General features: G+C 67.4%; 26 protein-coding genes and 1 tRNA gene. 11 read left to right on the top strand and 16 right to left on the bottom strand.

The window, feature by feature from the left end:
• Positions 1-290 precede the first annotated feature (290 nt).
• Complete coding sequence (locus MUG96_RS09680; RefSeq protein WP_246982009.1) at positions 291-944, top strand: DUF7437 domain-containing protein; 654 nt, start codon at positions 291-293, stop codon at positions 942-944.
• Positions 937-1,464 carry a PIN domain-containing protein gene (locus MUG96_RS09675; RefSeq protein WP_246982007.1) on the top strand — a complete coding sequence of 176 codons (528 nt, stop codon included), beginning with the start codon at positions 937-939 and terminating at the stop codon, positions 1,462-1,464. The genes MUG96_RS09680 and MUG96_RS09675 overlap by 8 nt, the downstream gene beginning before the upstream one ends.
• A 365-nt stretch (positions 1,465-1,829) precedes the next feature.
• On the opposite strand, the gene MUG96_RS09670 is transcribed toward MUG96_RS09675, so the two are convergent.
• The 5 genes from MUG96_RS09670 to MUG96_RS09650 all read right to left on the bottom strand — a co-directional run bounded on the left by MUG96_RS09670 (position 1,830) and on the right by MUG96_RS09650 (position 7,513).
• Positions 1,830-1,900, bottom strand: a tRNA-Gly gene (locus MUG96_RS09670).
• A gap of 122 nt (positions 1,901-2,022) precedes the next feature.
• On the bottom strand, positions 2,023-2,676 hold the full coding sequence (locus tag MUG96_RS09665; RefSeq protein ID WP_246982005.1) for a class I SAM-dependent methyltransferase: 654 nt from the start codon (positions 2,674-2,676) through the stop codon (positions 2,023-2,025).
• A gap of 40 nt (positions 2,677-2,716) precedes the next feature.
• The gene (locus MUG96_RS09660) at positions 2,717-5,134 is read right to left on the bottom strand and encodes a type II secretion system F family protein (RefSeq protein ID WP_246982003.1); all 2,418 of its coding nucleotides are present in this window, start codon (positions 5,132-5,134) and stop codon (positions 2,717-2,719) included.
• 1 nt (position 5,135) lies between these two features.
• Positions 5,136-6,764, bottom strand: coding sequence for a type II/IV secretion system ATPase subunit (locus MUG96_RS09655; RefSeq protein WP_246982001.1), 1,629 nt, complete (start codon positions 6,762-6,764; stop codon positions 5,136-5,138).
• Positions 6,765-6,871: 107 nt separating this feature from the next.
• A complete protein-coding gene (locus tag MUG96_RS09650) occupies positions 6,872-7,513 on the bottom strand; it encodes a DUF7549 family protein (RefSeq protein ID WP_246981999.1) in 642 nt (213 codons plus the stop codon).
• Positions 7,514-7,652: 139 nt separating this feature from the next.
• Here MUG96_RS09650 and MUG96_RS09645 point away from each other — a divergent pair, with 139 nt between their 5' ends.
• Positions 7,653-8,090, top strand: coding sequence for a DUF5793 family protein (locus MUG96_RS09645; RefSeq protein WP_246981997.1), 438 nt, complete (start codon positions 7,653-7,655; stop codon positions 8,088-8,090).
• A gap of 67 nt (positions 8,091-8,157) precedes the next feature.
• Positions 8,158-9,504 carry a phosphohexomutase domain-containing protein gene (locus MUG96_RS09640; protein WP_246981995.1) on the top strand — a complete coding sequence of 449 codons (1,347 nt, stop codon included), beginning with the start codon at positions 8,158-8,160 and terminating at the stop codon, positions 9,502-9,504.
• A 17-nt stretch (positions 9,505-9,521) separates the two neighbouring features.
• Here the strand turns inward: MUG96_RS09640 and MUG96_RS09635 are convergent, their stop codons facing one another.
• The gene (locus MUG96_RS09635; protein ID WP_246981993.1) at positions 9,522-10,322 is read right to left on the bottom strand and encodes a DUF5673 domain-containing protein; all 801 of its coding nucleotides are present in this window, start codon (positions 10,320-10,322) and stop codon (positions 9,522-9,524) included.
• A gap of 122 nt (positions 10,323-10,444) precedes the next feature.
• Here MUG96_RS09635 and cdd point away from each other — a divergent pair, with 122 nt between their 5' ends.
• The 4 genes from cdd to MUG96_RS09615 all read left to right on the top strand — a co-directional run bounded on the left by cdd (position 10,445) and on the right by MUG96_RS09615 (position 12,784).
• A complete protein-coding gene (gene cdd / locus MUG96_RS09630; RefSeq protein ID WP_246981991.1) occupies positions 10,445-10,834 on the top strand; it encodes a cytidine deaminase in 390 nt (129 codons plus the stop codon).
• Complete coding sequence (locus MUG96_RS09625; protein WP_246981983.1) at positions 10,831-11,697, top strand: nucleoside phosphorylase; 867 nt, start codon at positions 10,831-10,833, stop codon at positions 11,695-11,697. Before cdd ends, MUG96_RS09625 begins: the two co-directional genes overlap by 4 nt.
• Positions 11,698-11,766: 69 nt before the next feature.
• Entirely contained in the window at positions 11,767-12,429 is a 663-nt protein-coding gene (locus tag MUG96_RS09620) for a helix-turn-helix domain-containing protein (protein ID WP_246981981.1), read from the top strand.
• Between the two features lie 55 nt (positions 12,430-12,484).
• The gene (locus MUG96_RS09615; RefSeq protein WP_246981979.1) at positions 12,485-12,784 is read left to right on the top strand and encodes a HalOD1 output domain-containing protein; all 300 of its coding nucleotides are present in this window, start codon (positions 12,485-12,487) and stop codon (positions 12,782-12,784) included.
• A gap of 31 nt (positions 12,785-12,815) precedes the next feature.
• Here MUG96_RS09615 and MUG96_RS09610 read toward each other — a convergent pair whose 3' ends face one another.
• The 3 genes from MUG96_RS09610 to MUG96_RS09600 form a co-directional block, all read right to left on the bottom strand.
• Positions 12,816-13,616: a hypothetical protein gene (locus MUG96_RS09610; RefSeq protein WP_246981977.1), complete on the bottom strand. Its 801-nt coding sequence runs from the start codon at positions 13,614-13,616 to the stop codon at positions 12,816-12,818.
• Between the two features lie 131 nt (positions 13,617-13,747).
• Entirely contained in the window at positions 13,748-14,911 is a 1,164-nt protein-coding gene (locus MUG96_RS09605; protein WP_246981975.1) for an NAD(P)/FAD-dependent oxidoreductase, read from the bottom strand.
• Between the two features lie 146 nt (positions 14,912-15,057).
• Positions 15,058-15,591, bottom strand: a complete 534-nt coding sequence (locus MUG96_RS09600) for an HTH domain-containing protein (protein WP_246981973.1) — start codon at positions 15,589-15,591, stop codon at positions 15,058-15,060.
• Between the two features lie 229 nt (positions 15,592-15,820).
• Between MUG96_RS09600 and MUG96_RS09595 the strand changes: the two genes are divergently transcribed.
• Positions 15,821-16,738 carry an NAD-dependent epimerase/dehydratase family protein gene (locus tag MUG96_RS09595; protein ID WP_246981966.1) on the top strand — a complete coding sequence of 306 codons (918 nt, stop codon included), beginning with the start codon at positions 15,821-15,823 and terminating at the stop codon, positions 16,736-16,738.
• A gap of 45 nt (positions 16,739-16,783) precedes the next feature.
• A complete protein-coding gene (gene rocF / locus MUG96_RS09590; protein WP_246981961.1) occupies positions 16,784-17,704 on the top strand; it encodes an arginase in 921 nt (306 codons plus the stop codon).
• Positions 17,705-17,745: 41 nt separating this feature from the next.
• Here rocF and MUG96_RS09585 read toward each other — a convergent pair whose 3' ends face one another.
• The 7 genes from MUG96_RS09585 to MUG96_RS09555 form a co-directional block, all read right to left on the bottom strand.
• The gene (locus MUG96_RS09585; protein ID WP_246981959.1) at positions 17,746-18,429 is read right to left on the bottom strand and encodes an alpha/beta fold hydrolase; all 684 of its coding nucleotides are present in this window, start codon (positions 18,427-18,429) and stop codon (positions 17,746-17,748) included.
• Between the two features lie 79 nt (positions 18,430-18,508).
• On the bottom strand, positions 18,509-19,105 hold the full coding sequence (locus tag MUG96_RS09580) for a DJ-1/PfpI family protein (RefSeq protein WP_246981957.1): 597 nt from the start codon (positions 19,103-19,105) through the stop codon (positions 18,509-18,511).
• Positions 19,106-19,210: 105 nt separating this feature from the next.
• Positions 19,211-19,993, bottom strand: a complete 783-nt coding sequence (locus MUG96_RS09575) for an HAD-IIA family hydrolase (protein WP_246981955.1) — start codon at positions 19,991-19,993, stop codon at positions 19,211-19,213.
• 76 nt (positions 19,994-20,069) lie between these two features.
• Positions 20,070-21,440 carry a sensor histidine kinase gene (locus tag MUG96_RS09570; protein WP_246981953.1) on the bottom strand — a complete coding sequence of 457 codons (1,371 nt, stop codon included), beginning with the start codon at positions 21,438-21,440 and terminating at the stop codon, positions 20,070-20,072.
• 153 nt (positions 21,441-21,593) lie between these two features.
• Entirely contained in the window at positions 21,594-23,003 is a 1,410-nt protein-coding gene (locus MUG96_RS09565; protein ID WP_246981951.1) for a hypothetical protein, read from the bottom strand.
• A gap of 1 nt (position 23,004) precedes the next feature.
• The gene (locus tag MUG96_RS09560; RefSeq protein WP_246981949.1) at positions 23,005-23,736 is read right to left on the bottom strand and encodes an ABC transporter ATP-binding protein; all 732 of its coding nucleotides are present in this window, start codon (positions 23,734-23,736) and stop codon (positions 23,005-23,007) included.
• Positions 23,737-23,820: 84 nt separating this feature from the next.
• Positions 23,821-24,060 (bottom strand): CDGSH iron-sulfur domain-containing protein, encoded by a 240-nt coding sequence (locus MUG96_RS09555; protein ID WP_246981947.1) that lies wholly within the window; start codon positions 24,058-24,060, stop codon positions 23,821-23,823.
• Between the two features lie 83 nt (positions 24,061-24,143).
• On the opposite strand from MUG96_RS09555, the gene MUG96_RS09550 reads away from it, so the two are divergent.
• Positions 24,144-25,772 (top strand): potassium channel family protein, encoded by a 1,629-nt coding sequence (locus tag MUG96_RS09550; protein WP_246981945.1) that lies wholly within the window; start codon positions 24,144-24,146, stop codon positions 25,770-25,772.
• Positions 25,773-25,790 lie beyond the last annotated feature (18 nt).

Below are 25,790 nucleotides of genomic sequence, written 5' to 3'. Positions count from 1 at the left end.
GGCGAGACTCGCGTCGCCCGTCTCTCTCGGTCGAATCCGGACTGCTCGTCCGTTCGCAGCAAAATGCGCCGGCCGGGATTTGAATTTACATCAGGTGTACTCACTCGGTTCGTCGTCCCGCCGCCTGGCAGTGCTCAAAACGCGTCAATGTTGCATTTGTGGCTCACTTTGAGTGGACACAAAGTGGGCCACTCCAGATTTGAACACCGTATTTGCCCGTAGATCTGTGCCATCCTTCCACTGTATTCTGGACACAAATCTAAAATACATAGAATTCAAACTACAGATGAATGCCGATACTCACCGCTCCGTCGGATACTCCGAACGGAGTTTCCGACGAAAATCAATTCGAGGCTGATTTCGACGGACTGATCGCTGCAACGACGCTGCTTCAGGAGCCACGCCTCGCTCGGGGATACGTCTACATCTGCTACTACGGACCGACGACGATCCAGGACCTCATCGACCAGTTGGACATCGCACGGGCGACAGCGTACGACGATGTCGACCAGCTCGAATCGCTCGGTGTCGTGGATCGAGACGAAAGTACCCGGCCCCATGAGCTGACGGCGACCGCCTTCGCGTTTATCGACGAGAGTGAAATCGCGATCACTCCGACCGTCCTGCACGCAATCGCGCTGAGTGAAATCGACGACGACGTGGCGTACGTCCGGAATCGGTACGGGACGACGCGGCTGGTGAAAGCGCTCAGACTCGCTGGCGAGTACGTCGCGGGCTCGCTCACACAGCGGATGGTTGCCGAGAAACTCGGTGTCACGCCCGCCGAGGGGATGGCCATCGTCTACGCTCTGCAGCCCGTGCTGTCCGCAGGCAGCGAGCACGACCCATACTTCGACCGGTTGTTCCCCGAGATCAGTGACGATATTTCGGTCGATGGAGACCTCTCCCGGCCAGTGAGCGACGAGTCTGTAGAGGATGGGTGAAGCGCTCGGCACGGCCGATATCGTTCTGGTCGACACGAACGTCTTCGTGGCCGTCGGTGGCCCCGACCACGACAAGTACCAGGCACTTCGGTCAGTCGTCCAGCGTGAAGGCGTCGTCCTCCAGATTCCCGAGCGAGTCAAGGCGGAGTTACGAACGATGCAGATGACGAACCGGGTGGAGTCGGCAGTCGACGACGGCTGGGCAGAACTGGTTTCCCCGCCTGAACCAACCGACGGTGACGCAGTAACGGCCATGGACTTCACACGGCGAGACATCGCCAACCAGACCGACACGCACGAACACGAAGTGGAGAAAGCGGACACGGTGTTTGCTGGACTCGCCATCCAGTATCTGAAGGACGATACTGGTGGCAGCTTCGTCGTTCTAACCGACGATAAAGTGGCGGCTACGGCGATTCAGCGGGCGGTAGAACAGCAGGGATACGGGACGTCAATCTCCGTTTTGCGACTGTCCGATGTCATCGAGGACGAGATTGATGACGACTTCCGAGTGATTTGAGTCGGAAAGATGACCCTATGGGCGTTCATCAGCGTCATCTTCCGACCTGGAAACGACAACGGTCTATGAGCAGTAAGCATCGGGTCGGATTCCGGTTTCGTGTCGTCTCTGGGGGCAGTTTGCCCGTAAAACCGATGCGCCGACCGGGATTTGAACCCGATGGCAAATCCTCGCTGCCGCTCGGATTTGCGTGCTTCAAATCCCTTTGCGATTCCTGCGGCTCACGAATTGCTCGCCGCAGGAATGCGCCGACCGGGATTTGAACCGGAGGAAGACGGTCGGCCTCGCGTCGCTCGGCCGCTGCGACTTCCAGGGTTCAAATCACTCCGGCGATTTCGCCGCTCGCGTATTGCTCGCCGCAGGAATGCGCCGACCGGGATTTGAACCCGGGCCATGAGCTTGGAAGGCTCAGGTCCTACCACTAGACCATCGGCGCGCTCACTTCCTTCGCGCCCCGAGCATCGACGGACTGCGTCCGTCTCAACATCGACGCGCTCACTTCCTTCGCCGTTGGAACGCATCCCGGAGTTACCCGCCGTGCATTAAGGGCGTTTCCTTTCACTCCGGGGCCGACACCGTGGCGTAACAGTTCCCACTGGAGACGAAGCAGTCGTCGACGACGAGGTCGGACCGGTCGAGATCGGCCCGGAACTCCGCCGGGTCGTACACGTGGTAGAATCGGTCGACGACCTCGCCGTCGGGCAGGGTCCACTCGACGGTCGTGTCGAACCCCTCCGAGTCGTCGAAGCGGTCGTGGGCCGTGCTCCAGGCGCTCACCAGGGCCCGTCCCCCGGGCATCAGAACGCGCGCGAGTTCGTCGAGGCTGGCGCCCCTGAGCGAGCGCTCGGGCAGGTGATGGAGGGTGGCTACGTAGGCGGCGAGGTCGATAGCGTCGGCCTGGAGCGGGAGGCAGGCGGCGTCGCCGGAGAGGAGGGTGGTCCGGTCAGCCACGCCGTCCCCGGCGACGCGGTCGCGGGCCTCGTCGAGGAGGCCGCGGCTGGCGTCGACGGCGAGGACGCGGTCGACGCGCGCGGCGAGGGGCGCGACGTGGCGGCCGTTCCCACAGCCGAGATCGAGGCCGACGGCACCCCCGGGCGCGGATTCGAGGAATCGATCGACCTCCGGCCACGGGTAGGCGCGCGTCTTGGCGAAGTGGGACGCGATCTCCTCGTAGGTGTCGCGGACGCTGGCGCGGTCCGGCCGGTCGTCCATGCCACCGCTTCCGAGCGGGCGAGGAAGTGGGTTTCGGGAGTCAGGTGACCGTCGCTTCCGCCCGGTTCGCCTCGGCCCCCGGCGGATACGGCCTGTCGAGTTCGCCGCCATCGTACTCGAACTGCTGGTCGTCGTCGGTGTCCATGTGCGGGACGGCGACGACGGTCGCGTCGCTCGGTATGTCCCTGTCGAGTTGTATCATCACGCCCTTCGAGGTGCCGGCAGGGAGGTACTCGGAAGTGCCGACGACGGGGCCGTTCTCGTCGTAGAGGTGGAGAACGACGTACCCGCCCGAGGACAGCGAGGCGGACTGGACTTCGACCTCCTGGTCGAACATCAGTTGCTCCTGGAACGACATCGAGGCGACCGGCGAGGAGAGGACGACGAACGCGACGTAGGCGACCCCGAGCAGGACGGCGGCGTGTTTCGCGCCATCGCGGATCGTCCCCTCACCGATCTGGCCGCCGATGAGCCCGGACAGGACCGCCTGAATGAGCGCCGTGTGGAAAAAGACGAGCGTGTACGCGGCCTTGTTCACGCTGCCCAGGCGGCTGAAGGTATCGGCGTTGACCCCCAGTTCGTTGCTGTCGGGCGTCGGCACGCTGTTGGGCAGGCTCGGCACGAGCACCTCCTGGACGGCCACGATGATGACCAGAAAGACGAGAAAGGCGACGTAGATGACGACGAGGTAGGTGAGCATCTGTCGGCGGCGCTGGCGTTTGAGCCGCAGGTCGGCCCGCGACTGATTGGCGGCGATCCGCAGGACAGCACCGATATTCCCGCTGGCCCGCATGGCGTTCGTCAGCAGGGTCACCCCGCGGGTGACCGGGACGGTCCGGACGCGACGGCCGAACCGGGTGAGCGCGTCGTCGACGTTGGCACCGATGCGAACGTCCGCCCAGATTCGTTCCACCTCCTCCGAGAGAGCGCCGAGGTCGCTGCCGCGCACGCGGTTGAAGCTCTCGACGATGGACATCCCGGCCTCGTTGAGCGACGCGAGGCGTTCGAGGAACTCCGGGGTCGCCGCCTCGATACGACTCAGCCGGCGCTTGTGGACGTACTGGACGATGGCGTACGTCCCGATGACGAAAAGCAGCGCCTGGGCGATCAGGTCGTCGACGACTCTGACGTTGACACCGACGCCCGTCAACGCAGCCGGGAACCGCAGAGCGGTCACCACCACGGCGAGCGGGACGGTAACGTACAGCAGGGCTTCGGGGTTCCGAAGGACCGTCCGGAGCGGACTCCCCAGGATTCGTTTGAGGTCGGCGATGTCGTCGTAGCGGGCGAGGCGGGCGAAGTTCTCCCGCATCGCGGGAACGTGGCCGCCGTCGGCGGCGGGCACGTCGGCGGTGGGACTGGACCGCTCCGCGGTGTCGCCGTCGTCCGGGACCGTCGCCTCGCTGCGCCCGCCCATCCCGAGCAGTGAGAGTCGCTGGCTGACGAAGACCATGAACCCGAAGTTCGCCAGCGGAATCAGCAGGTACCCGAGCATCTGGAGCAGCCAGAGGGTGTCGGTCGTCGTCAGTCCGAAGACGAGCAACACGGTGATGATGAACAGCGTCCCGGCGACCAGCACCGTGACGTACGCTTCCGCGATGGTCGCCAGCAGTTCCAGCACCTCCTCCTGTCGCTCCTCGGCTTCCTCCTGGTATCGCTCGTACTGGTCTTTGAGGAAGGTCGGGAGGCTCTGCCCGCTCTGGAGGACGCTCGCGAGGTTCTCGCTGAAGGTCTTGAAATCCTCGCTGGGAGTCCGCTGGGACGTGGTCCGGATGGCCGTGATCATGTCCGTCCCGAACAGTTGCATCTCGCGGACGGCGACGGAAATCTCGTCGGCGGCCGCGCCGTACACCTCGCGGTTGCGCGACAGCGTCGCCATGATCTGGGGGAAGGGCATTCCCCCGCGGGACTGAGCGTAGAGGAAGGCCACGGTCCGGGCCATCCCCTCGTTGATCTGTCGGCGTCGAGCCTCGGCGCTGCTGGCCGGGAGCCGCCACCGCATCGTGTAGGCCAGCCCCCCCGAGAGGAGCGCGCCGACCAACCCCCCGCCGACGAGCAGGATGGTCCACTCGGTCCTGGACAGGGAGATGGACCACTCGGAGGGATAGCCTATGACGGCGTTGATGGTGTTCGGCAGCCCCGAGAGGAAGTCACCGATGGTCGGGATGGCGACGACGATACCGCCGAGGACGTACGCGGTGGCGATGCCGCCGACCACCGACAGGAGGACGGTGTAGAGGTACGTCTTCGCGGCGTAGGTCCGGTAGGTCTCCGCGACGTAGGCCGACTGGAGCAGGCGTTTTCGTTCCCGGCGCCCCTCGTCGAGGCGGTTCCGGAAGAGCACCCTGGCGATCCGGGCAAAGGAGCGGTTGACGGACTCGCTGCCGCCGGCCGCGACGAGCAGGGCAACGACGGGAACGGCGACCAGTGCCGGCAGGATCACGATGGGCGAGACCATGTCAGGTTTCGATCGTGACCGCGGAGTCGTCGATGGTTTCGAGGACCTCCTCCTGGTCCGCGTAGTACTTGTTCACCATGGCGGTGAAGCGGCGGTAGTCGTTGACGCCCTCCTCCTGCAGATACTTCAGGAACCGCCGCCGGTTCCGGAGTTCGGTGAGCAGTTCCGACTGCGACCAGCCCCGCTCCTCGCGGATTTCGTCCATGAGTTCGCTCCCGCTGTCCCGGAACTCGTCCGCTGTCGCCTGCCAGGAGTAGGTGTTCGAGTAGTCCAGTTCGCCGGTCCGCTGGTCGATGCCTTCGATCTCGGCGAGCGTCTTCGCCCGGCGGACGCGTTCGCCCTCGCTGCGGGCCAGCACCTGCACACAGAGGATGTCGAGGCTCTGGACCATCGGCCGCGGGACGTTGATCGGTTCGTTCTCCAGCCGATTGATGACCGTCTGGACGGAGTCGGCGTGCATCGTCGAGAAGGTCGTGTGCCCCGTGTTCATCGCCTGGAAGAGCGTGATCGCCTCCTCGCCACGGACCTCGCCGACGATGATGTACTCCGGCCGGTGCCGGAGCGCCGACCGCAGGAGGTCGTACATCGTGATGTCGTCGTCGTCGAGCCGTTCCCGCGTGACCGAGGAGAGCCAGTTGTCGTGATACAGCGACAGCTCGCGGGTGTCCTCGATGGTCAACACCTTCGAGCGCGGGGGGATGAACATCGAGACGGCGTTCATCGAGGTGGTCTTCCCCGCAGCGGTCCCGCCGGCGAAGATGAGCGAGCGGTTGTTCTCGATGGCGAGCCAGAGGTACGCGAGCATATCGAGGTCGAAGGTCCCGTACTCGAGCAGGTCGATTGGGGTGAACGGCTCGTCGGCGTACTTCCGGATGGTGAACGCGGAGCCGCGTGGCGTGACCTCCTCGCCGAGCGCGAGTTCGATACGCGAGCCGTCCGGGAGCGTCGCGGAGACGACTGGCTGGGAGACGGAGACGTGGCGACCGGCCCGCTGTGCGAGCTGAATGACGAAGTTCGAGAGGTCCTGTGCGTCGTAGACGACGTTCGTCTCGACGTCGGTGTAGTCGTCGTGGTAGACGAAGAGTGGGAGGTTCGGCCCGTCACAGGAGATGTCCTCGACGTGGGGGTCGTGCATGATCGGGTCGATCTGCCCGTAGCCGTGGAAGCGCCGGTAGAGGTAGTAAAAGAGGCGGAAGAAGGTCTCCATGCCGATCTCGACACCGTACTCCTCCAGCCGGGTTTTGAGTTCGTCCCGGAGCGCGGCCTCGGGGTCCTCGGCCACGTCGTCGCGGTAGAGCAGGGGTTCGCGGATGTCGGCGGTGAGCCGGTCGAGTAACTCGGTTTCGAGTTCGTCGAGCTGAGGTTCGACGATGTGATAGATGTGCTTGTCGTTCTCCGGGTCGAAGTTGATCGAGACGAACGAGAACGGGACGTTGAGCCAGTAGCGGTCGATCTCCTCGTGACCGGGCAGGCCCGAGAAGGAGATGAGCCGCCCGTGTTTGTCCGGGTCGTAGTTCTGGACCGGGATGGTCGACCCGCGAAGCAACTCCGCGGTCCGGGACAGCCACTGCCGAACGTCACGGAGTGGATTGCTCGCGTCGTCGCCGGGGGTCGTATCCTGTCGTGACATCGCTACGTAGACGGGTCCTAACCGGGGTACGCCGCTCTTACTCCGGGTAGCGGACCCACGTACTTAAACCCGCTACTCGTTTCCGGCCCCGTGTGGGTCACGCCCCCTCACGCCGGGTCCGTGGCCTCGTCGGGGGCGTCCTCGACCGTCTCGGCGCGGACCAGCAGGACCGCGAGGACGAGGATGACCACCAGCCCGACCGGGACGGGGATGCCGACGGCATCCCGGGCGATGTAGAACCAGGCGGTCGAGACGGCCAGCGGAACCGTGGCGGCGATGAGGAGGTAGCCGGTGACGCGCGGGTACGAGAACGGGAGCCGCGCCCGCGTCGCCTCCTCCCGAGTGTACATGGCGATGCTGAGTGCGAACGCGGCGAGCAACAGGAGGGCGGCGAGCGTCCAGAAGGCGTTGGCGAGGGTGAGCGCGCGTGCGCCCTCGAAGGCCGCCCCGTCGTACCAGAGCGCGGCGGTGGGCGGGGACGTGCCGTAGAAGTTCTCGAACAGTCTGGTGCCGCTGTAGACAGTATCGAGGGCCTCCATCACTTCGAGTTGCTCGGTCCGGTCGGGGTACTGGATCGTGATATCGGAGGGGAAGCGAAGCTGCAGTTCGAACACGGAAATCCGGACGAAGGCGAGGTGACTGCTGAGCGGCCCGTCGGAGTGGTAGGTGACCGACCACGGCACCACCATCGACAGCCAGGTGACGAGCACGGCGAGTTCGTCCGCGTACTCCGACTTGACCCAGACCATGCTCGGCCATCCGTGACCGACGCTGGTAAAACCCATCGGTGGGAGGGCGGAATCGTCGGTCCGGTCGCGGCCAGAGGTATCGGGTCGTTGACGTGGGCGTTACGTTCATTGCCCCCGAAACCGTACGTTCCGGTAGCGAATGAGGCGCGATTACTTCACGCTCCACCTGGACGACCTGGCGACCAGCGCCGAGGATCAGCCGACGGTCCACGTCGATTTCGACGGACCGGCCGACACGCTCGAAGAGCGCCTCACACTGGCGTCCGACGACGTGGACGTCACCTACCGGTTCCGGACGCCCGTCGGCGCCGACGACGCGTCCGGCGTCCTCGCAGTCACCGACCGACTGACGGGCGAGTTCGTCCTCGAATGTAACGCCGACGCCGAGCGGATCTTCGACCTCGTCGACGCCGCCCGCGAGTTCAGCACCGCCGACGCCGACGGCTGTTACGAGGTCCGCATCACCCACGGCGACGAGTCAGTGTTCACCACCGAGAAGCGGATGCTGCTCGTCTACGACGACGAGGGCAGTCTCCTCCGCCAGCACTCGCTCATCCCCAGCGGCGTCGAACTCTAGGGCCGCCAGCCCCCGCTCCCCGCGTCCGAAGGGTACGTTCTAAGTTCACGCCGTGACTGGGGAGCGTATGGAACTGTTCGGGACCGCGGGCATCCGCGGACCGGTTCGGACGGACGTGACGCCGGAGCGCGCGCTCGCGGTGGGCAGGGCAGTCGCCGCCGACGGCGCGGAGTTCGTCGTCGGTCGCGACGGCCGCGAGACCGGCACGACGCTTGTCTCGGCGCTCGAGGCCGGCCTGGAGAGCGGCGGCGCGACCGTCCGACGAGTCGGGCAGGTCCCGACGCCGGCGCTGGCCTACGCTTCCCGCGGCCGCCGCGGCGTGATGGTCACCGCGAGCCACAACCCGCCCGCCGACAACGGTCTCAAGTGTTTCGTCGACGGCGTGGAGTACGACAGCGACGCCGAACGGCGCATCACCGACCGCGTCACCGAGGGGACCGACCCCGTCGCGTGGGACGGGTGGGGCACCACCACGACGACGGACGTCCTCCCAGCATACCGCGAGGCGGTCGGCGATTACGCCGAGGGCTTCGGCACGGGGCCGGACCACCTCCGCGTCGCCGTCGACTGCGGGAACGGGATGGCGAGCCTGGCGACGCCGCAGGTACTCGCCGACCTCGGCGCGTCCGTCGTCGCGCTCAACGCGAACGTCGACGGCCACTTCCCTGGCCGGGAGAGCAAACCGACGCCGGAGAGCCTGCGTGACCTCCGGGCCTTCGTCGCGGACGGGGACGCCACGTTCGGCATCGGTCACGACGGCGACGCCGACCGCATCGTCATCGTCGACGGGGACGGCGAGGTCGTCCACGAGGACACCGTCGTCGCGGTCCTGGCCGAGCGGTTCGTCCGGGCGACCGACGCGGCCGACCCGGTCGTCGTGACGACGCCGAACGCCTCCGCGCGCATCGACGAGCGGGTGGACGCCGCCGGCGGCCGCGTCGAGCGCGTGCGACTGGGGGCCCTGCACGAAGGGATCGCTCGCGTCCGCGCGGCGGGCGACGAGCGGACGCGGGTCGCGTTCGCGGCCGAGCCGTGGAAGCACATCCACCCCGACCTCGGCGGGTGGATCGACGGCGTCGCGAGCGCTGCGGTCCTGACGCGGGTGGTCGCGGCCGAGGGACTGGACTCCCTCCGGGAACCGGTGGCCGAGCGCCCCTATCGGAAAGAGAGCGTCGCGTGTCCGGACGACCGGAAGGACGCGGCGATGGAGCGCCTCGAAGCGACACTCCCCGAGGCCTTCCCCGAGGCAGCGGTCGCGACGGAGTACGGCGTCCGGCTGACGTTCCCGGACGGGTCGTGGTGTCTCGTCCGGCCGAGCGGCACGGAGCCGTACCTCCGGGTCTACGCGGAGAGCGAGCGCGTCGAGGCGCTGACCGACGAAGTGCGCGAGGTCGTCGAAACGGCCATCGAGTAACCGGGTTCCCGCGGGGGTCAGGCGCCTTCCTCGGTCAGTTCGGCCAGCGTCGCACGGACGTCATCGAAGGCGCCGATGTCCGAGCGGTCGAACCGAACGTCCTCGGTCCAGGCGGATCGGAGTCGGACGACGAGCGAGTCCTCGGCCACCTCGAACCGCTCGACGTCGTCCCAGCGGGTGAGCGTCCCGTCGACTTCGATGCCGTCCTCCCTGATGCGAACCGTCCGCTCGGCGGTCTGGAAGACGACCCAGATGATCGAGACGACGGCGAGACCCAGGACGGCGAGCACGAGGGGGGAGGTCCGGCCGTTCAGGAACAGCGACAGGCCGAGGCCGACGATTATCCCGAGGCCGAGACCGAGCGAGGCGAGGCGCAGTCGACGCGTTCGCGGCGGGGGGCGGGCAGTGAACGCCGCGAGCGTCTCGGACTCGGACGCCCTCGAGGCGTCGAGCGCGAGGTGGATCGCCACCATCGCCGGCAGGAAAGCGAAGATGCCGACGGTCGTCGTCCTGACGAGGAGGTTCCCGGGGGTCATGCCGGGGTTGTTCGCGGCCAGGGCGAACAGCCAGACGAGATAGCCGAGCGGAAGGACGGCCGCGATGGACCCGCCGAGCACGTTCGAGAGGTGCGAACGGAGGTCGAACCAGTCGACGAGGGCGTATCCGAGCGTCCCACCGCCGACGAGACCGACGGCGAGAACGAGCCACGCGAGGCCGGGCACGGGCGGGTCCCGTGACACGAGCAGGGTGGGGAGGGGACCGAGCAACAGGGCGCCGTAACTCGCGATCACGAGTCGGAGTTCGCGGTCGGCGCGCATAGCGGGAACAGTTCCTGGCAAGACAAATAAGTTCGCGGCAGTTCGAGACGGGAAATCGCGGTGGCCCGACGGGACCGCTCGCGCCGGAGGGTATTAGTCGCGGGCCTGCCTCCGTCACGCCCATGGACGACCTGATAGAGCGGGCCCGCGACGCCCTCACGAACGCTCACGTCCCCTACTCGGAGTACCGGGTCGGCGCCGCGATCCGGGTCGCCGACGGGTCCGTGTACACGGGCTGTAACATCGAGAACGCGAACTACAGCAACAGCCTCCACGCGGAGGAGGTCGCGGTCGCCGGCGCCGTGTCCGACGGCCACCAGGCGTTCGACCACCTGGCGGTGACGAGCAGTGAGCGCGACGGCGTCCTGCCCTGCGGGATGTGCCGGCAGACGCTCACGGAGTTCTGTGGCCCCGAGTTCCCGGTCGTCTGCGACGAGGGTGACGGGACGGCGAGGTACACGCTCGGCGAACTGCTCCCCGACGCCATCTCGCGGGAGACGCTGGACCGATGAGCGGGGACGACCAGCGGGACGGGAGCGCGGACACGCCCGCCAGCGAAGACCCGAACGAGGACGAGGGGTACCACCTCGAAGTCGGCCCGGAGGACGTGGCCGAGACGGTCCTGCTCCCGGGGAACCCCGAGCGCGTGGCGAAGGTGACGGCGACCTGGGACGACGCGACCGTCGTCGGGGACCACCGGGAGTACCGGACGGCGACGGGCACCTACGAGGGGACGCCGATCTCGGTCACCTCGACCGGCATCGGGAGTCCGTCGGCGGCCATCGCCGTCGAGGAACTGGCCCGAGTGGGTGCGGACACGTTCATCAGGGTCGGCTCCTGTGGCGCGCTCCGCGAGGCGGCGAGCGTCGGCGACCTCGTCATCACGCGTGGGGCCGTCCGCCAGGAGGGGACCAGCGACGAGTACGTCCGCGAGGACTACCCGGCGGTCGCGGACCACGCGGTCGTCGCCGCGCTCGTCGCCGCCGCCGAGCGCCTGGACTACGAGTACCACGTCGGCCTCACCTGCTCGACGGATTCGTTCTACGCCGGGCAGGGCCGCCCGGGGTTCGAGGGGTTCGAGGCCGCCGGCGCCGCCGACCTCGTCGACCGCCTCCGGGAGGCGAACGTCTGCAACGTCGAGATGGAGGCCAGCGCGATCCTGACGCTGGCGAACCTCTACGGCCTGCGGGCCGGCGCAGTGTGTACGGTCTACGCCAACCGCGAGACCGGGGAGTTTCGAACCGAAGGGGAACGGAAGGCCGCGAAGACGGCGAGCCTCGCGACGCACCTGCTCGCGCGGATGGACGACCGCGTCGCGGCAGCGGACGCGGACGCCTGGCACGCCGGACTCAGCATCGACGACCCCGTCGAGTAGCGCGCGCGCCGACCGGGTCCGCGGCGGCGTCCCGGAACGGTCATTTCACTGCACTTCGAAGCGCGACTCGTGAGCGTCATCGCCGAGTTCGAGAAAGAGGCCAGGGTCATCCGGGACACGCTGGAGGCAGTACCGGACGTGACCGTGACCGTCGACGGCGTTCAGTGGCTCCCCGAGAGTCCGGCGAAGGTCCACTTCGAGGCCGGCGGCGGCGATCTCGACGCGTTCGAGGAGGCGCTCGCCGAGGACCCGACGGTGACGGCGTTCCGCCGACTCTCGTCCGTGACGGGCGGCCGCCTGTACAGGGCCACCCTCTCGTCCAACGGGCAGGGAAAGTCCACGTACCACCTCGTCGCCGACCAGGACGGGCTCGTTTTGCACATGACGGCCCGGAGCGATACGGCACACGTCCGGGCCCGGTTCCCCTCACGCGAGGCGCTGTTCGCGTACCAGGAGGCCTGCCGGGAACGTGACATCGAGTTCAGTCTCGACCGCCTGTTCACCGAGGACGCCGGCGCGACCACCGGTGGCGACCGGTTCGGCCTCACCGAACCACAGCAGGAGGCGCTCCTGGCCGCGCTGGAGAGGGGCTACTTCGAGGTCCCGCGACGAACGAGGCTCGAAGCCGTGGCGGACGACCTCGGTATCTCGACGCAGGCCCTGTCGACTCGGCTCCGGCGCGCGCACTCGAACCTCCTTCGGCACACCCTCGCCGCGAACGATACTATTTAAACCGTTGTGCTGGTCAATACGGACGGCTTCCCGTCCCGGGAGCGGAGTTCGTACGATGTCAAAGCGTTCCGGGAGCATGCCAGAGCAATCCAGCGTGACGACGTATCAGGTGGGGCCTGCGGAGTCGTACACCGAGGCCATCGTCGCTGCGGTCGCGGACGTGTCGGATCGAAACACGAGTCCGTTGCAGGACGGGGCACACCTCGACAGCCTCTACGAAAGTATCGATCCGGACGCGCTCGAAGCGCTCTTCGAGCGCAGCGCCACGGACAGTCCGGTGACGGCCACGTTCTCCTACAGCGGGTACCGGGTGACGGTCGACGCCACCGGTTTCATCACTATCGCGGGCGCCTGAACGCGGCAGTCGCTCGGCGGGCGGAACGGACTCACTCGGTTTCGGAGACGGCTCGTTCGTACCAGGGCGGGCGCTCGACGGCGGTCGTCCCGATGTCGTCGACGGTCACCCGGACGGTCACGTCCACCGGCTCCCCGTTTCGTCGAACGCGGTAGCTGATACGATACTCCGCGAGGACGCCCTCGGGCGTGACGGTCCCCTCGAAGCGCACGTTCTCCAGGGGTGGCACGTCACGAACGCGGGTCGTGGTGAGCCGATAGCGCACCGAGCCGTTCTCGCGGTCCGTCCCCGCCACGTCGACGGAGAGCAGGCCGAACACCCGGCCAAGCGAGGCGCCGTAGTCGCTCGGGCCGAGCGGGACCCGTCGGGCGGTCGCGACGGTGTCTTCGACGCTGTAGGTCGTCGCATTGCCTTCGGTCCTGGCCGTGTACACCCGCTGTCCGTCCGCCCAGCTGTCGATACGGAGGGACGTGGCAGCCGCCGTTGCCCGCCGTACGTACCGGTACCGGACCGCCGACCCGTTCCGCCGGACGACCGTCGTGTACTGGCTCAGGATCGTCCCGTTCGCGTCCCGTCGCGTCACCCGCTCGCGGAAGGTGTGTGACGCGTTCGCGAGCTGTGTGGTGTGCGCGCGCTGGAGGGCGCCGGGGTCGACCAGTCCCTCGGCGGTGACGCCGGGGGCGACGTACCGCCCGTCCGCCCGGTCGGTCGTCGTCGGCACGGCACCCGGTGCGACCGTCGTCCGGTCCTCGGCGGGCCCGCCGGCGAAGCCGCTACAGCCGGCGACGACCAGGGCGAGCGAGAGCACGAGCGGTGCCCAGAGACGGGCCATCGACGACACTACGGATGGCAGAGGTTAACGAGTGTCGGTCGATTCGACGGGGGCGCGAACTCGCACTGTCGTGAGCCGCCGGCGTTACCGAGATTCGAGAAGAAAGTCCACGTCGTCAGTCGCGGGAGCAGTCACATATCGGGCCACGCCTTCGCGGCGCGGCCGATGCCGGTGATCGAGGCGATCCAGCGCGCGGCGATGGCCTTCTTGAGGGTCCGGGCCATGACGCCGCCGAAGGTAGTGATCGGGAAGTACATCACGTCGTGTGCGACGGCGTCCTCGCCCACGGAGATGGCGGTCCCCTTCGATTTGAACCGCCAGTCCTTGAGGGGTTGGCCGCGTATCTGTCGGGCCATGTTCTTGCCGACGTGGTCGGCGGCTTCCCAGGCGGCCTCGGCGGTCGGCGGCGCGGGGTTGTCTCCCGGCTGGTCGACGAGCGCACAGTCCCCGATGGCGAAGACCCGCTCGTCCTCGGTCTGGAAGTTCATCCCCGAGTTGATCCGATGACTGCGCTCGTCTTTCTCCAGGTCGACGTCCTGAACGCAGTCCCGCCCCGTTATTCCGCCGGTCCAGATCAGCACGTCGTAGTCGAGTGCCTCGTCGTCACCGATGTAGACGGTGTCCTCGTCCACCTCGCCGATGAACTCGCCCGTCATGATGTTCACGTCGAGCTTTTCGAGGCGCTTCCGGATCGCGCCCTGTACCTCGGGGTCGTTGTTCGGAAAGACGTTGTCCAGCCCCTCGACGAGGTGGATGTCGATTGGCGCGCGGTGCTTGTCGCGGAACTCCGCGATCTCGCCGGCGGTCTGGATGCCCGACAGGCCGGCTCCGCCGACCACGACCTGGGCGGGGTCGGACTGGGAGGCCTCGCGAGCGGCCGTCTTGACGTCTTCGTGAATATCCAGCGCGTCGTCAAGGCTCTTCATCGTGTGTGCGTTCTCCTCCAGGCCCTCGATGCCGAAGAAGGCCGTCTGGGAGCCGATAGCGACGAGCAGGTAGTCGTAATCGACCGTCGAGCCGTCGTCGAGGGCGATCTCGCGGTCCTCGGTGTCGACGTCTTCGACGCGGGCCTGGACGAACCGCGTCGAGGGGGCCTTGATCTCCTCGATGGGGATCTTGACTTTGTTTTCGACCGCGGGGTCCCGAATACACCGGTGGGTCTCGTGGAGAACGAGGTGGTAGTCGACGTCGGAGACCCAGGTAATATCGGCCTGGTTGCCGACTGCCGATTCGAGACTCTGAACCGCGCCCGCGCCGGCGTATCCCGAGCCGAGCACGACGACGTTTTCCGTCATACCGACGACTCGGGAGTCACCTGATACAAAGGCTTTGAATTCACCACGAGGTGTCGACCGTTGACACAGGGCCTGGACCCTCCCACTTGCAGGTGGTTCTTACCGCTACCGAGACCGGGTGAACAGCGGAGAAGACGAGTGACGGCTTATTTCTGGACGTCGCCGACGGGCGCTCGCATGTCGTCGATAGTCAGAATGATGATATTGTTCGTATCGTCCTGCCCCTCGACAGTGCCGATGATGCGGAGTTTCGAGAGCGGCGTCGGCCCGACGGTGACCGTATCGCCCTCGTGGAACTGGGAGATGGAGCCCTGGAGTTTGATTTCCGCGCGGCACTCCTCGGGGTGGTGGACGCTCGTGAGGTCGATCTCCTCGACGTTCGCGTCCTCGACACCTTCGCCGTCGTGCTGGAGTGGCACGTCGGCCGCGTCGTCCATCTCCTCGACCTGCAGCGCGTCGTAGGCGTTCGCTGTCGGCTTGTAGCCACCTTTCGGCCCCGGTACACCCTCGACCAGCTGGAGGGCCTTGAGGCTCTGCATCTGGTTGCGAATCGTTCCGGGGTTGCGGTCGACCTGCTCCGCGATGTCCTCACCTTTGACTGCCGTCTCGGTTTTCCGGTAGAGGTTCACCAGTTCCTGCAGGATGTTCTTCTGGCTCGGTGTGAGTTCGATTGATGACATGACGGACGTTTCGTTGTTGCCGTCCTTAAACCCGACGGAGGGTATCACCGTTCCGGTAACTCCACGGAATCGACACCGAACGGGTCGTAGCGTCGCGTTCTCGCCAGCCGCGCTCCGCGGGACAGTCGCCTCTCGGACAGTTGATACGCGGGGCCGCCGACCCGTCAACCGGTTGTTCCGCTGACGATAAAGCGACATACATAAACCGGTCGCATCAGGGAGGATAGATATGCAGAACAAACGCGTGCTGGTGACGGGCGGTGCGGGGTTCATCGGGTCGAACCTCGCCAATCACCTCGCCGAATCGAACGACGTGATCGCACTGGACGACGGCTACCTCGGCACGCCCGAGAACCTCGACGACGGCGTCGAGTTCGTCGAGCGAAGCGTCGTCGAGGACGACCTCCCGACCGACGTGGACGTCGTTTTCCACCTCGCGGCGCTGTCCTCGCTGAACATGCACGAGGAGAACCCACAGAAGGGCGCACGCGTCAACATCGAGGGGTTCGTCAACACCGTCGAACAGGCCCGCGAGGACGGCTGTGACACCGTTGTCTACGCCTCCACCTCGTCCATCTACGGCAGCCGCACGGAGCCCTCGCCCGAGGACATGCCCGTGGCGGTCAACACCGGGTACGAGGCCTCCAAACTGGGCCGCGAGCGCTACGGCGAGTACTTCGCCAACTACCACGACATGAACATGGCCGGTCTCCGCTTCTTCTCCGTCTATCAGGGCTACGGCGGCGCCGAGGAGCACAAGGGCGAGTACGCCAACGTCATCGCGCAGTTCGCCGACGACATCGCCAACGGCGAGTCACCCGTGCTGTACGGCGACGGCGAGCAGACGCGGGACTTCACTCACGTCTCGGACATCGTCCGTGGCATCGAACTCGCCGCCGAGCACGAACTCACCGGTATCTACAACCTCGGCACCGGCGAGGCCTACTCCTTCAACACCGTCGTCGAGATGCTGAACGACGAACTCGGGACCGACGTGGACCCGGAGTACGTCGAGAACCCCATCCCAGAGGACGTGTACGTCCACGACACCTGCGCCGACGCCTCGAAGATCGGCGAGGCCGCCGGCTGGGAGCCCGAAATCGACTTCGAGGAGGGCCTCCGCCGGGTCTGCGCGCAGTACCAGTAGGTCACCGCCCGGGCGCTTTTTGTCACGGCACGCGTCGGTCGTCGCATGGACAGACCGGTTCGCGTCCTCGGCGTCCCGATGGACCTCGGCGCCGACCGCCGCGGTGTCGATATGGGTCCCTCCGCGATCCGATACGCCGGCCTCGCCGAGACGCTGGCGGACATCGGCGCGTCCTGTCTCGATGCCGGCGACGTCACAGTGCCGCGCCCCGAGGCGCGGGACCCCGACGCGGGCGGCCCGGCCACCGGAGACGCGAAGTTCCTCGCGGAGACCGAGACCGTCAGCCGGCGGCTGGCCGACCGCGTCGCCGGGGTCGTGGCGGACGGCGAGTTCCCGCTCGTCCTCGGCGGCGACCACTCGGTGGCAATCGGCTCGGTCGGCGGCGTCGCCCGCGACCACCGGACGGGGCTGCTCTGGTTCGACGCCCACGGCGACTACAACACGCCGACGACGACACCGAGTGGAAACGTCCACGGCATGAGCCTCGCCGCGCTCCTCGGCGTCGGAGAGTTCGCCGACACGGACTGGGCGCCGGCACCGACCGTCCCCGAGGAGAACGTCGCTATCATCGGTCTGCGTGAAATCGACGACGGCGAGCGCGAGGGGCTCCGGGAGAGCGACGTGACTGCGTACACGATGTCCGACGTCGACGCCCGCGGCGTGACGACGGTCGTCGCCGAAGCACTCGACACCGTTACCGACGGGACGGACGGCGTCCACGTCAGCCTCGACCTGGACTGGCTCGACCCGACCGAGGCGCCGGGCGTGGGGACACCGGTCCGGGGCGGCGTCTCCTACCGCGAAGCTCACGCCGCGATGGAGCGCGTCGCCGCACGTCTCACCGACGCGGGGATGCTCCGGGGCTTCGACCTCGTCGAAGTGAACCCCATCCTCGATCAGCACAACCGGACGGCCGAGCTGGCCGTCGAACTCGCCGCGAGCGCGCTCGGGAAGCGAATCCTCTGAGAGGCCCGACCGGGGCCGGTGGCCCGGAACCGCCGCTCGCCCTACGCCACGGCGTCGAGCGCGTCGAGGAGATCGTCGGTGATCGCGTCCCGGTCGGCCGAGGCGAAGAGTTCGTGGCCGCCGTCGTACAGCGTCACCTGCTCGGGGTCGACGGCCGCGCCGATCCCGTCGAGCCCGACGACGGTGTCGCGGAGCGAGCAGAAGACCCGCGCGTCGTCGCCGGGGTCGGGCATCCGTTCCTGCGCATCGTGGATCGCGGCGACGAAGCCGGGGCTGACCCGTTTCGGCAGACTTGCCCACTCCGAATCCGAGACCAGGGCGCCGAGTTCCGACCGCTCGAAGTCGATGGGCACGAGCGGCCGGTCGGTCGACAGTTTTCGGACGAGATCGAAGCCCATCCCGCGGAGTTTCAGTCCGTAGAACTCCCACCACGGGCTACAGTAGACGGCGCCGTCCGGCTGCAGGTACGGGCCGACGAGGCCGCCGGTGCTGTGGCCGACGACCGGCGCGAGCTGGAGCGCGTTCCCGTTGCGGTACTCCTGCACCGGGTCGAGGTAGTCGGCCTCGAAGTCGGTCCCGTTCGTCGGCAGCTGCGCGGCGTGGACGCGGTAGCCGGCGTCGACGAGCCGGTCGACGAACCAGCGGACGTTGTCCCCATCGAGTCGATTCCCCCATCCCAGCAGGAGAAGGAGGTCCTCCCCCTCGCCGTACGCGGCGAACTCCATGTTCGGGGCAGTGTTCTCCGAAATAAAACGGTCAGTGGTGTTTCGGCACCCGTAACGAGCCGGTGGTGTGAAGGCGCCGTCAGTCGTCGGCCGCGGCGACCGTCTCCCCGTGTTCGATCTCGGTGCCGAGCAGGTCGAGGAACTCGGCGAGCCACTCCTGGTGGTCGGGCCAGGCCTGCCCGGTCACGAGGTTCCGGTCGCGGGTCACCTCGTCCACCCAGGAACAGCCTGCGGCCTCGACTTCGGCCTGGACTGCCGGGTAGGCCGTCATCTCGTAGCCGTCGAGAACGTCCGCGGCGGCGAGGATTTGCGGGCCGTGACACAGCGACGCGACCGGCTTCTCCGCCTCGAAGAAGTGCTGGACGGCGTCGATGACCTCGTCGTGGGTCCGCAGGTACTCCGGCGCGCGACCGCCCGGAACGACCAGCGCGTCGTACTCGGCCGGGTCGACCTCGCTCATCGTCGCGTTCAGCTCGAAGTTGTGGCCCCGGGCCTCCATGTACGTCTGGTCGCCACGGAAGTCGTGGATGGCAGTCTTGACGGTCTCGCCGGCCTCCTTGTCCGGACACACGGTGTCGACGTCGTGGCCCACCATCTCCAGTGCCTGGAACGGTACCATCATCTCGTAGTCCTCCCCGAAATCGCCGACGATCATCAGGATTCGCTTGCCGCTCATTGGAAATCACGCGTCCCTCTGGAACGCACCCGTACGGTAGGTGCTACCGTAGCATAAAGCTACGCCGCGTCGGGGGCCGCGGGGCCGCTGATCGCCGCCACTCCGTCACAGCAGGGCATCGGGGACCGCCGAGAGGGAGTCGAGTACGTGGTCGGGGGTCGCGTCGGCGGCCGCGATGTCGGCACGCGTGCTCGCGCCGGAGAGGACCAGCACGGTCTCCATGCCCGCGCGCTCGCCCATGGCGATGTCGGTGTCGAGGTTGTCGCCGACGAGCAGACACGCCTCGGCGGGGGCGCCGAGGCGGTCGAGGGCCATCTCAGTGGTTCGGGCGGCAGGCTTCCCGAGGACGATATCGGGGTCGCGGTCGGTCACGACGCCGACGGAACCGATGATCGCTCCCGACCCCGGGACCGCCATTCCGTCGCCGGTCGGGATCGTTCGGTCCGGGTCCGAGCCGATGAAGGCGGTGTCGTCGTCGAGTGCCACGAGCGCGTCACGCATGTCGTCGTAATCGAAGTCGCGCTTCCAGGAGGCGACGACCACTTCCGCGCCCGTGGGGTCGTCGACGAGCGAGAGCCCGCCGTCGTCGAGTTGCTCGCGCAGGCCCGGCGACGCGATGGGAAAGACGGCGTCGTCGCCGTGCTCGTCCTGCAGGTAGGCCGTGGTGACGGCACCCGCCGAGAGGACCTCCGACTCGTCGGCCGCGATGTCCATGCCGGCCAGGCGCTCGACGTAGGCCGCGGGCGTCTTCGTCGGATTGTTCGAGAGAAAGAGGAGGTCGAGCCCGGCATCGCGGAGGGCGGCGACGGCCTCCGGCGCACCCGGGACGGCGTCCCCGCCGCGGTAGACGGTTCCGTCCAGGTCGACGATAGCGGCGCTGAAGTCCATGTCGACCCCCAGGGGCGCGACCGGGAAAACCGCGCGGGAATCGGCAGCCCCGGACGAGGAGGCCATCGGTGGCGCGTCAGGCGGAATCGACGCCGGTGATGTCGAATCGGGCGCCGCCGTCCTCGCTGGCGGTGACGGTGATGGTCCAGCCGTGGGCGTCGGCGATCTCGCGGACGATAGCCAGGCCGAAGCCGGTGCCGTCCTCGGCGGTCGAGAAGCCGGTCTCGAACACGTCCTCGCGTTCCTCCGGAGGGATGCCCTCGCCGTCGTCGGCGACGAAGAAGCCGTCGGCGGTCGTCCCGACGCGGATCGTCTCGGCCTCGCCGTGGTCGACCGCGTTCTGGAGGAGGTTCGTCAGCAGTTCCTGGAGCCGGCTGGGGTCGGCCTCGACTCCCCCGTCGGTCTCGACCACGAGGTCGGTGTCGGGCGCGTTCACGTAGGGCCACACGTCCTCGGTGGCCGCGCCCAGGTCGGTCGGCTCCGTCGCCTCGATGGTCGCGCCCTGCTTCGCGAGCGTCAGCACGTCGTCGATGAGGTCGGCCATCCGGCGGTGGGACTCGTCGACCTGTTCGAGTTCCGGCGGAACCTCGTCGAACTCCTCTTCGAGGACCGAGAGGTTCACCTGCGCGATGTCGAGCGGGTTCCGGAGGTCGTGAGAGACCGTCGAGGCGAACTGGTCGAGGCGGTCGTTCTGCCGTTCGAGTTCCCGTTCCCGCTCGGTGCGTTCGGTCACGTCCCTGGCGATGAGCTGGAAGGTGTTGCGCTCGGTGTTGATGTCGACCCGGACGAAAATAGTCTGGTAGAACCGGTCGCCGAGCTGGACCTCCTCGCGGCGCGTGCGGCCGTCCTCGACCGTCTTACAGCCGACCGAGAGCAGGTCCGCGCCGATTTCGGGGACGGCCTCGGTCAGGTCGGTACCGACCAGCCGGTCTCGGGTCGCGTTCGCGAGGTCGGCCATCGCGGGGTTGGCGGCCAGGGTTTCGCCGTCGGCGGCGACCTGTGCCACAGCGTCCGGCGTGTTCTTGACGAGGAGTTCGTACCGTTTCTGTGCGCGGCGCTGGTCCACGGCGGTCTCGATGCGGTTCGCGAGCCGCTGGTACTGTTGGTCCTCGACGACCTCCAGTTTGAGGATGTAGTCGGCGACGCCGGCCGAGATGGCGCGGGCGGCGACGGTCTCGTCACCCCGACCCGTGAGGATGATAAACGGGATTTCGCCGTGGCGCTCCTCCACGAGTTCCTTGAGTTCGAGTCCGTTGGTCCCGGGCATCTCGTAATCGCTGACGATACAGTCGATCTCGTGCTCCGCGAGGACGTCGAGGGCCGCCTCGGCGTCCGAGGCCCACTCCGCGTCCATCCCGTGCTCGTCGGCGAGCGTGTTCGCGGTCATCTCCGCGAAGAAGTCGCTGTCGTCGACGACCAGTACGCTGAGCGGCCCCGGGTCGCTCATGCGTGGTGGGTCAGTGATGTGTGGGACGCAGTTGGCAAAACGGCTCGACACGGGGACCGACGAGGAGTGTACACGGGTAACACGGAGAGATGCGATACGCAAATATCCTCCGGGTGTGACGGATGCCGAGTCTCGCTCACGGGCCGTCTCGGCCTAGGACCGGAGTCGCCGTTCCCACCGTGGCCCGGCCCGCGTCGTGAGGGCGAGACCGATGACCGCACCGAGGGCCGCGACCGCGAGCGAACCGACGAGCGTCGCGGTCGGAGCGACCGGGTAGACGAGGGCCGCGACGAGAAGCGGGACCGCGAGGGCCGCGAGTGCGGCCCCGAAGGCCACGAAGCGAGCGGTGTCGAACAGCAATTCGGTCGGCGAGAGTCCGGCGACGAACGCGGTGACACCGAAGACGTAGACGGCGACGAGCGGGAGAACGACGGCCCCGACCGCGAGCGAGAGCGGGTCGTACCAGACGACTGCGAGCACCAGATAGACGAGTCCGGCCGGAACCGAGAGGAGCAGGTACGCGCGTCGCTTGCCGGCGAAGACGGTCGCCATCGACACCGGATAACGGAGGTACTCCGCGGATGCGTCGAACTGTGTCACCCACGAATAGGTCGTGAACGCACCGAGTCCGAGCAGGGTTCCGAAGGCGATTCCGGGCGAGGGCTGGAGCCCGGTGGCGGCGACGATCTGCCGGAGCAGGAGGGCGGTCACGGCGAAGAGCACGCCCATCGAGAACAGGACCTTCCAGACCGAGCCGGAGGAGCGAGCCACGTCCAGGAGCGGCCGCGTCGTCAGCCCGGAGTCGTCTCGGAGGAGGCCCCGGAGCCGCGTGAACCGCTCCGGCGAGGTCCGTTGTGCGCGCCCCTCGACGGGCCGAAAGAGGAGCGGCCCGACGACGGCGAGGACGATGGCAGGGGCGAACCCGCGGGCCGCAGCGAGCGACGACGGCTCGGCGTAGAGCGCGTACGGCGTGTACGCGACGACGTCGACGCGCCCGGCGAAGATGGCGACGACGACCGCCGCGACGAGGACGATCACGAGGGGTTTGCTCCGGGTCGCGACCCCCGCGAGCGTCAGGCTCGCGGCCGTCCCGAGGCCGAAGGCGCCGACGAGGGTGAGCCACAGAAGGAGGATTCGGGGGACGGCGACGCCGGCACCGAGCGCGCTCGGGACGAGAGCCAGCGAGAGCGGCGTGACGAAGTAGGCGGTGTAGTAACAGAGGTCCTTGACGAGGAAGACGGCGAGTAGGCGGTTCCACGAGACCGGGAGCGTCCGGGCCGAGAAGACCAGCAGCGTCACGTCGCCGAGCACGTCCCGGAGGGCGTCGCGGCCGACGAGGCCGATGGTGCCGACCTGGAGGCCGAGGAAGAACACGAGGCCGTGGAGGCCGGCGACGACCGCGCCGAAGTCGGTGCCGGTGGCCGCGAGCAACTCGAAGCCGCCGAGCACGAGCAGGAAGACGACGACGGGGAGGGCGGCGAACCGGCGACTCCCGAACAGTTCCTCGTGGAGGCGCCACTCCTCGCGGCACATCCGGACGAAGAGGTCGGTCGTGAGCGTCATGTCAGGGTGAGCCCGCGGCGGCGTTCGCCATGCCGACCTCGGCGCGGAACACGTCGAGAAGCGACATGCCGTCGGGCAACTCGCGGGGGTCGCGTTCCTCGACCAGCCGCCCGTCCGAGACGATGGCGACCTGCGTACAGAGTTCCTCCGCGACCTCGATGAAGTGCGTCGAGAGGACGACGGTGTTGCCACGCCCGCAGTAGTCGACGAAGTGACCCTTGATCTCCTCTTGCATGAGCGGGTCGAGGTTCACGAGCGGTTCGTCGATGAAGACGAGGTCGGGTTCGTGGACGAAGGCGGCGGCGAGCATGACCCGCTGGCGCTCGCCCTCCGAGAGGTCGGTCGCGAGCGTGTCGAGTTTCTCGCGGAACTCGAAGCGGTCGGCCCACTCGTCGATACGGGCGCTCGTCCCGTCGATGCCCCGCACCGCGCCGACGAACTCCAGGTACTCCCGGGGCGTGAGGAAACTCGGCGGGTCCTCCCGTTCGGGGAGGATGCCGACGGCCCGGCGGACCGCGAGCGGGTCCGTGACGGGGTCGTGGCCGAGGACGCGTGCTTCACCGGCGGTGGGTTCGAGCTGGCCGGTCAGGATTTCGATGGTCGTCGTCTTTCCGGAGCCGTTGGGGCCGAGGAGGGCGAACAGTTCGCCCTCGGGCACGGAGAGCGTGCAGTCGTCCAGCGCGACCAGGTCGCCATACTGTTTCGTCAGGCCGGTCGTCTCGACGGCAGTCATCCTCTCGACGGTCGGCCCCGAGGGGAAAAAGCGTTCGGCGGGTTTCGAACCGGGAGCGACGGAAGCGAGGTCGTAGTACCGGTATCAGTCCTCGTCTCCGAAGACGATCTCCGCGATCTCGTGGCGCGGATTCTCGTCGTCGTCGCCCTCGTACTTGTAGCGGACGCCGTCTTCCTCCTCGGCCGTGGCGTTGTGCGAGCCGTCACAGAAGGGGTAGTCGGCCGAGAGGCCACACATACAGATCGCGATGTCCCCTTTCTCGCCGATGTCGTCCTCGCCGACGATCTCCGGTCCGGTCGCGTCGTGAGTAATCTCTCGTGACACACGTTCACATGCCGCTCGATCCACTAAAACCCGGCGGGGGTGCTCCGAAAGAGGAAAGAGGTGGTGCCCGCTTGGAGTGACTGATGGACACGTGGCGCCGCCGGACCGTTTACTATCTCGTGGGGCTGGTCGCGGTCATGCTCGTGTACGTGGGTCTCTATCACCACGTGATGGCGACCTACGAGGACGATCCGGTGACGGTCCTTCACGCTGCACAGGTCGTCGTCGAGACGTTCACGACCACGGGGTTCGGTTCGGACTCGCCGTGGACGACGCCGGAGTCGAACCTCCTGATAATCGCGATGGACCTGACCGGCGTGGTCCTCATCTTCCTCGCGCTGCCGGTCTTGCTGTTCCCGCTGTTCGAGGAGACGATCTCGACGACGCCGCCCCGGGCGGTCGACGGCGTCGAGGACCACGTCGTCGTCTGTGCGTTCTCACCCCGGATTCGAGCGCTACTGGACGAACTCGATGTCCTCGACATTCCGTACGTCGTCGTGGAATCGGACCGCGACGAGGCGGTGGAACTCGTCGAGGAGGACCTGCCAGTGGTTCACGGCGACCCTGAATCCGGGGCAACGCTGGAGAACGCCGGCGTCGACGCGGCGCGTGCGGTGGTCGCGGACGTGGACGACGAGACCAACGCCAGCATCGCCCTGACGTCGAAGGGAGTCTCGCCGGAGACGGACGTCATCACCTTCGTCCAGACGCCCGAGATCGAGACGTATCACCGGTACGCGGGCGCCGACCACGTCTACTCCCCGCGACAGCTCATCGGGCAGAGCATCGCGAGCAAGGTCTCGCGGTCGGTCTCGGCGGAGATCGGCGACGCCGTCGAGATCGGCGAGGACTTCGAGATCGTCGAGTTCCCGGTCCAGGCCGACAGCGACATCGCGGGGACGCGGATGACCGAGAGCCGCATCCGCGAGCGGACCGGCGCGAACGTCATCGGCGCCTGGTTCCGCGGCGAGTTCGTCTCCCCCCCGTCCCCCGACGCCCTGATCGACGAGCAGACCGTTCTACTCGTGGCCGGCCAGGAACGACAGCTCGAACAGCTCAAGGAGCTGACCCTCTCGGAGAGACAGGAGTTCCGGACGGGGCGGATCATTATCGGCGGCTACGGTGAAGTCGGATCGACGGTCGCGACGGCGCTGGCGGAAAACGACATCCCGACTGTGACGGTCGACAGAGACGGCGAGAAAGACGTCGACGTCGTCGGCGACCTGACCGACGAAGCGACGCTGGAGGCGGCCGGCATCGACGACGCGAGCACGGTCATCCTCGCGCTCCCGGACGACACGACCACCATCTTCGCCACGCTCGTCCTCCGAGAGCTGGCACCCGAGGTCGAAATCGTCGCCCGCGCGAACGGGAGCGAGAGCGTCCGGAAGATCTACCAGGCGGGGGCGGACTACGTGCTCGCGTTATCGACCGTCAGCGGCCGGATGCTCGCCTCGACTATCCTCGGCGAGGACGTCATCTCCTTCGACCAGCAGGTCGAGATCGTCCGCTTCGGTGCGGACCAACTGGCTGGTGACACCCCCGCTGGCGAGGACATCCGCGCCCGGACCGGCGCGACGATCATCGCCGTCGAACGAAACGGCGATGTCATCACCGACTTCGGTCCCGACTTCGAGTTCGCGGCCGACGACGACCTCATCGTCGCCGGCCCGGACAACTCCATCACGCAGTTCGCGGCGACGTACACGTGAATGGAGCCAGCGCTGGGA

It is taken from the genome of Halorientalis marina, assembly GCF_023028345.1.
In the GTDB taxonomy this organism is placed as follows: domain Archaea; phylum Halobacteriota; class Halobacteria; order Halobacteriales; family Haloarculaceae; genus Halorientalis; species Halorientalis marina.
Note: the sequence above shows the minus strand (reverse complement) of the source record. Positions and strands in the feature narration are given on the sequence as shown.

Coding starts and splice junctions, on each gene's coding strand:
- MUG96_RS09680 (WP_246982009.1), top strand. CDS start 291: ATGCCGATACTCACCGCTCCGTCGGATACTCCGAACGGAGTTTCCGAC.
- MUG96_RS09675 (WP_246982007.1), top strand. CDS start 937: ATGGGTGAAGCGCTCGGCACGGCCGATATCGTTCTGGTCGACACGAAC.
- MUG96_RS09665 (WP_246982005.1), bottom strand. CDS start 2,676: ATGGACGACCGGCCGGACCGCGCCAGCGTCCGCGACACCTACGAGGAG.
- MUG96_RS09660 (WP_246982003.1), bottom strand. CDS start 5,134: ATGGTCTCGCCCATCGTGATCCTGCCGGCACTGGTCGCCGTTCCCGTC.
- MUG96_RS09655 (WP_246982001.1), bottom strand. CDS start 6,764: ATGTCACGACAGGATACGACCCCCGGCGACGACGCGAGCAATCCACTC.
- MUG96_RS09650 (WP_246981999.1), bottom strand. CDS start 7,513: ATGGTCTGGGTCAAGTCGGAGTACGCGGACGAACTCGCCGTGCTCGTC.
- MUG96_RS09645 (WP_246981997.1), top strand. CDS start 7,653: ATGAGGCGCGATTACTTCACGCTCCACCTGGACGACCTGGCGACCAGC.
- MUG96_RS09640 (WP_246981995.1), top strand. CDS start 8,158: ATGGAACTGTTCGGGACCGCGGGCATCCGCGGACCGGTTCGGACGGAC.
- MUG96_RS09635 (WP_246981993.1), bottom strand. CDS start 10,322: ATGCGCGCCGACCGCGAACTCCGACTCGTGATCGCGAGTTACGGCGCC.
- cdd (WP_246981991.1), top strand. CDS start 10,445: ATGGACGACCTGATAGAGCGGGCCCGCGACGCCCTCACGAACGCTCAC.
- MUG96_RS09625 (WP_246981983.1), top strand. CDS start 10,831: ATGAGCGGGGACGACCAGCGGGACGGGAGCGCGGACACGCCCGCCAGC.
- MUG96_RS09615 (WP_246981979.1), top strand. CDS start 12,485: ATGTCAAAGCGTTCCGGGAGCATGCCAGAGCAATCCAGCGTGACGACG.
- MUG96_RS09610 (WP_246981977.1), bottom strand. CDS start 13,616: ATGGCCCGTCTCTGGGCACCGCTCGTGCTCTCGCTCGCCCTGGTCGTC.
- MUG96_RS09605 (WP_246981975.1), bottom strand. CDS start 14,911: ATGACGGAAAACGTCGTCGTGCTCGGCTCGGGATACGCCGGCGCGGGC.
- MUG96_RS09600 (WP_246981973.1), bottom strand. CDS start 15,591: ATGTCATCAATCGAACTCACACCGAGCCAGAAGAACATCCTGCAGGAA.
- MUG96_RS09595 (WP_246981966.1), top strand. CDS start 15,821: ATGCAGAACAAACGCGTGCTGGTGACGGGCGGTGCGGGGTTCATCGGG.
- rocF (WP_246981961.1), top strand. CDS start 16,784: ATGGACAGACCGGTTCGCGTCCTCGGCGTCCCGATGGACCTCGGCGCC.
- MUG96_RS09585 (WP_246981959.1), bottom strand. CDS start 18,429: ATGGAGTTCGCCGCGTACGGCGAGGGGGAGGACCTCCTTCTCCTGCTG.
- MUG96_RS09580 (WP_246981957.1), bottom strand. CDS start 19,105: ATGAGCGGCAAGCGAATCCTGATGATCGTCGGCGATTTCGGGGAGGAC.
- MUG96_RS09575 (WP_246981955.1), bottom strand. CDS start 19,993: ATGGACTTCAGCGCCGCTATCGTCGACCTGGACGGAACCGTCTACCGC.
- MUG96_RS09570 (WP_246981953.1), bottom strand. CDS start 21,440: ATGAGCGACCCGGGGCCGCTCAGCGTACTGGTCGTCGACGACAGCGAC.
- MUG96_RS09565 (WP_246981951.1), bottom strand. CDS start 23,003: ATGACGCTCACGACCGACCTCTTCGTCCGGATGTGCCGCGAGGAGTGG.
- MUG96_RS09560 (WP_246981949.1), bottom strand. CDS start 23,736: ATGACTGCCGTCGAGACGACCGGCCTGACGAAACAGTATGGCGACCTG.
- MUG96_RS09550 (WP_246981945.1), top strand. CDS start 24,144: ATGGACACGTGGCGCCGCCGGACCGTTTACTATCTCGTGGGGCTGGTC.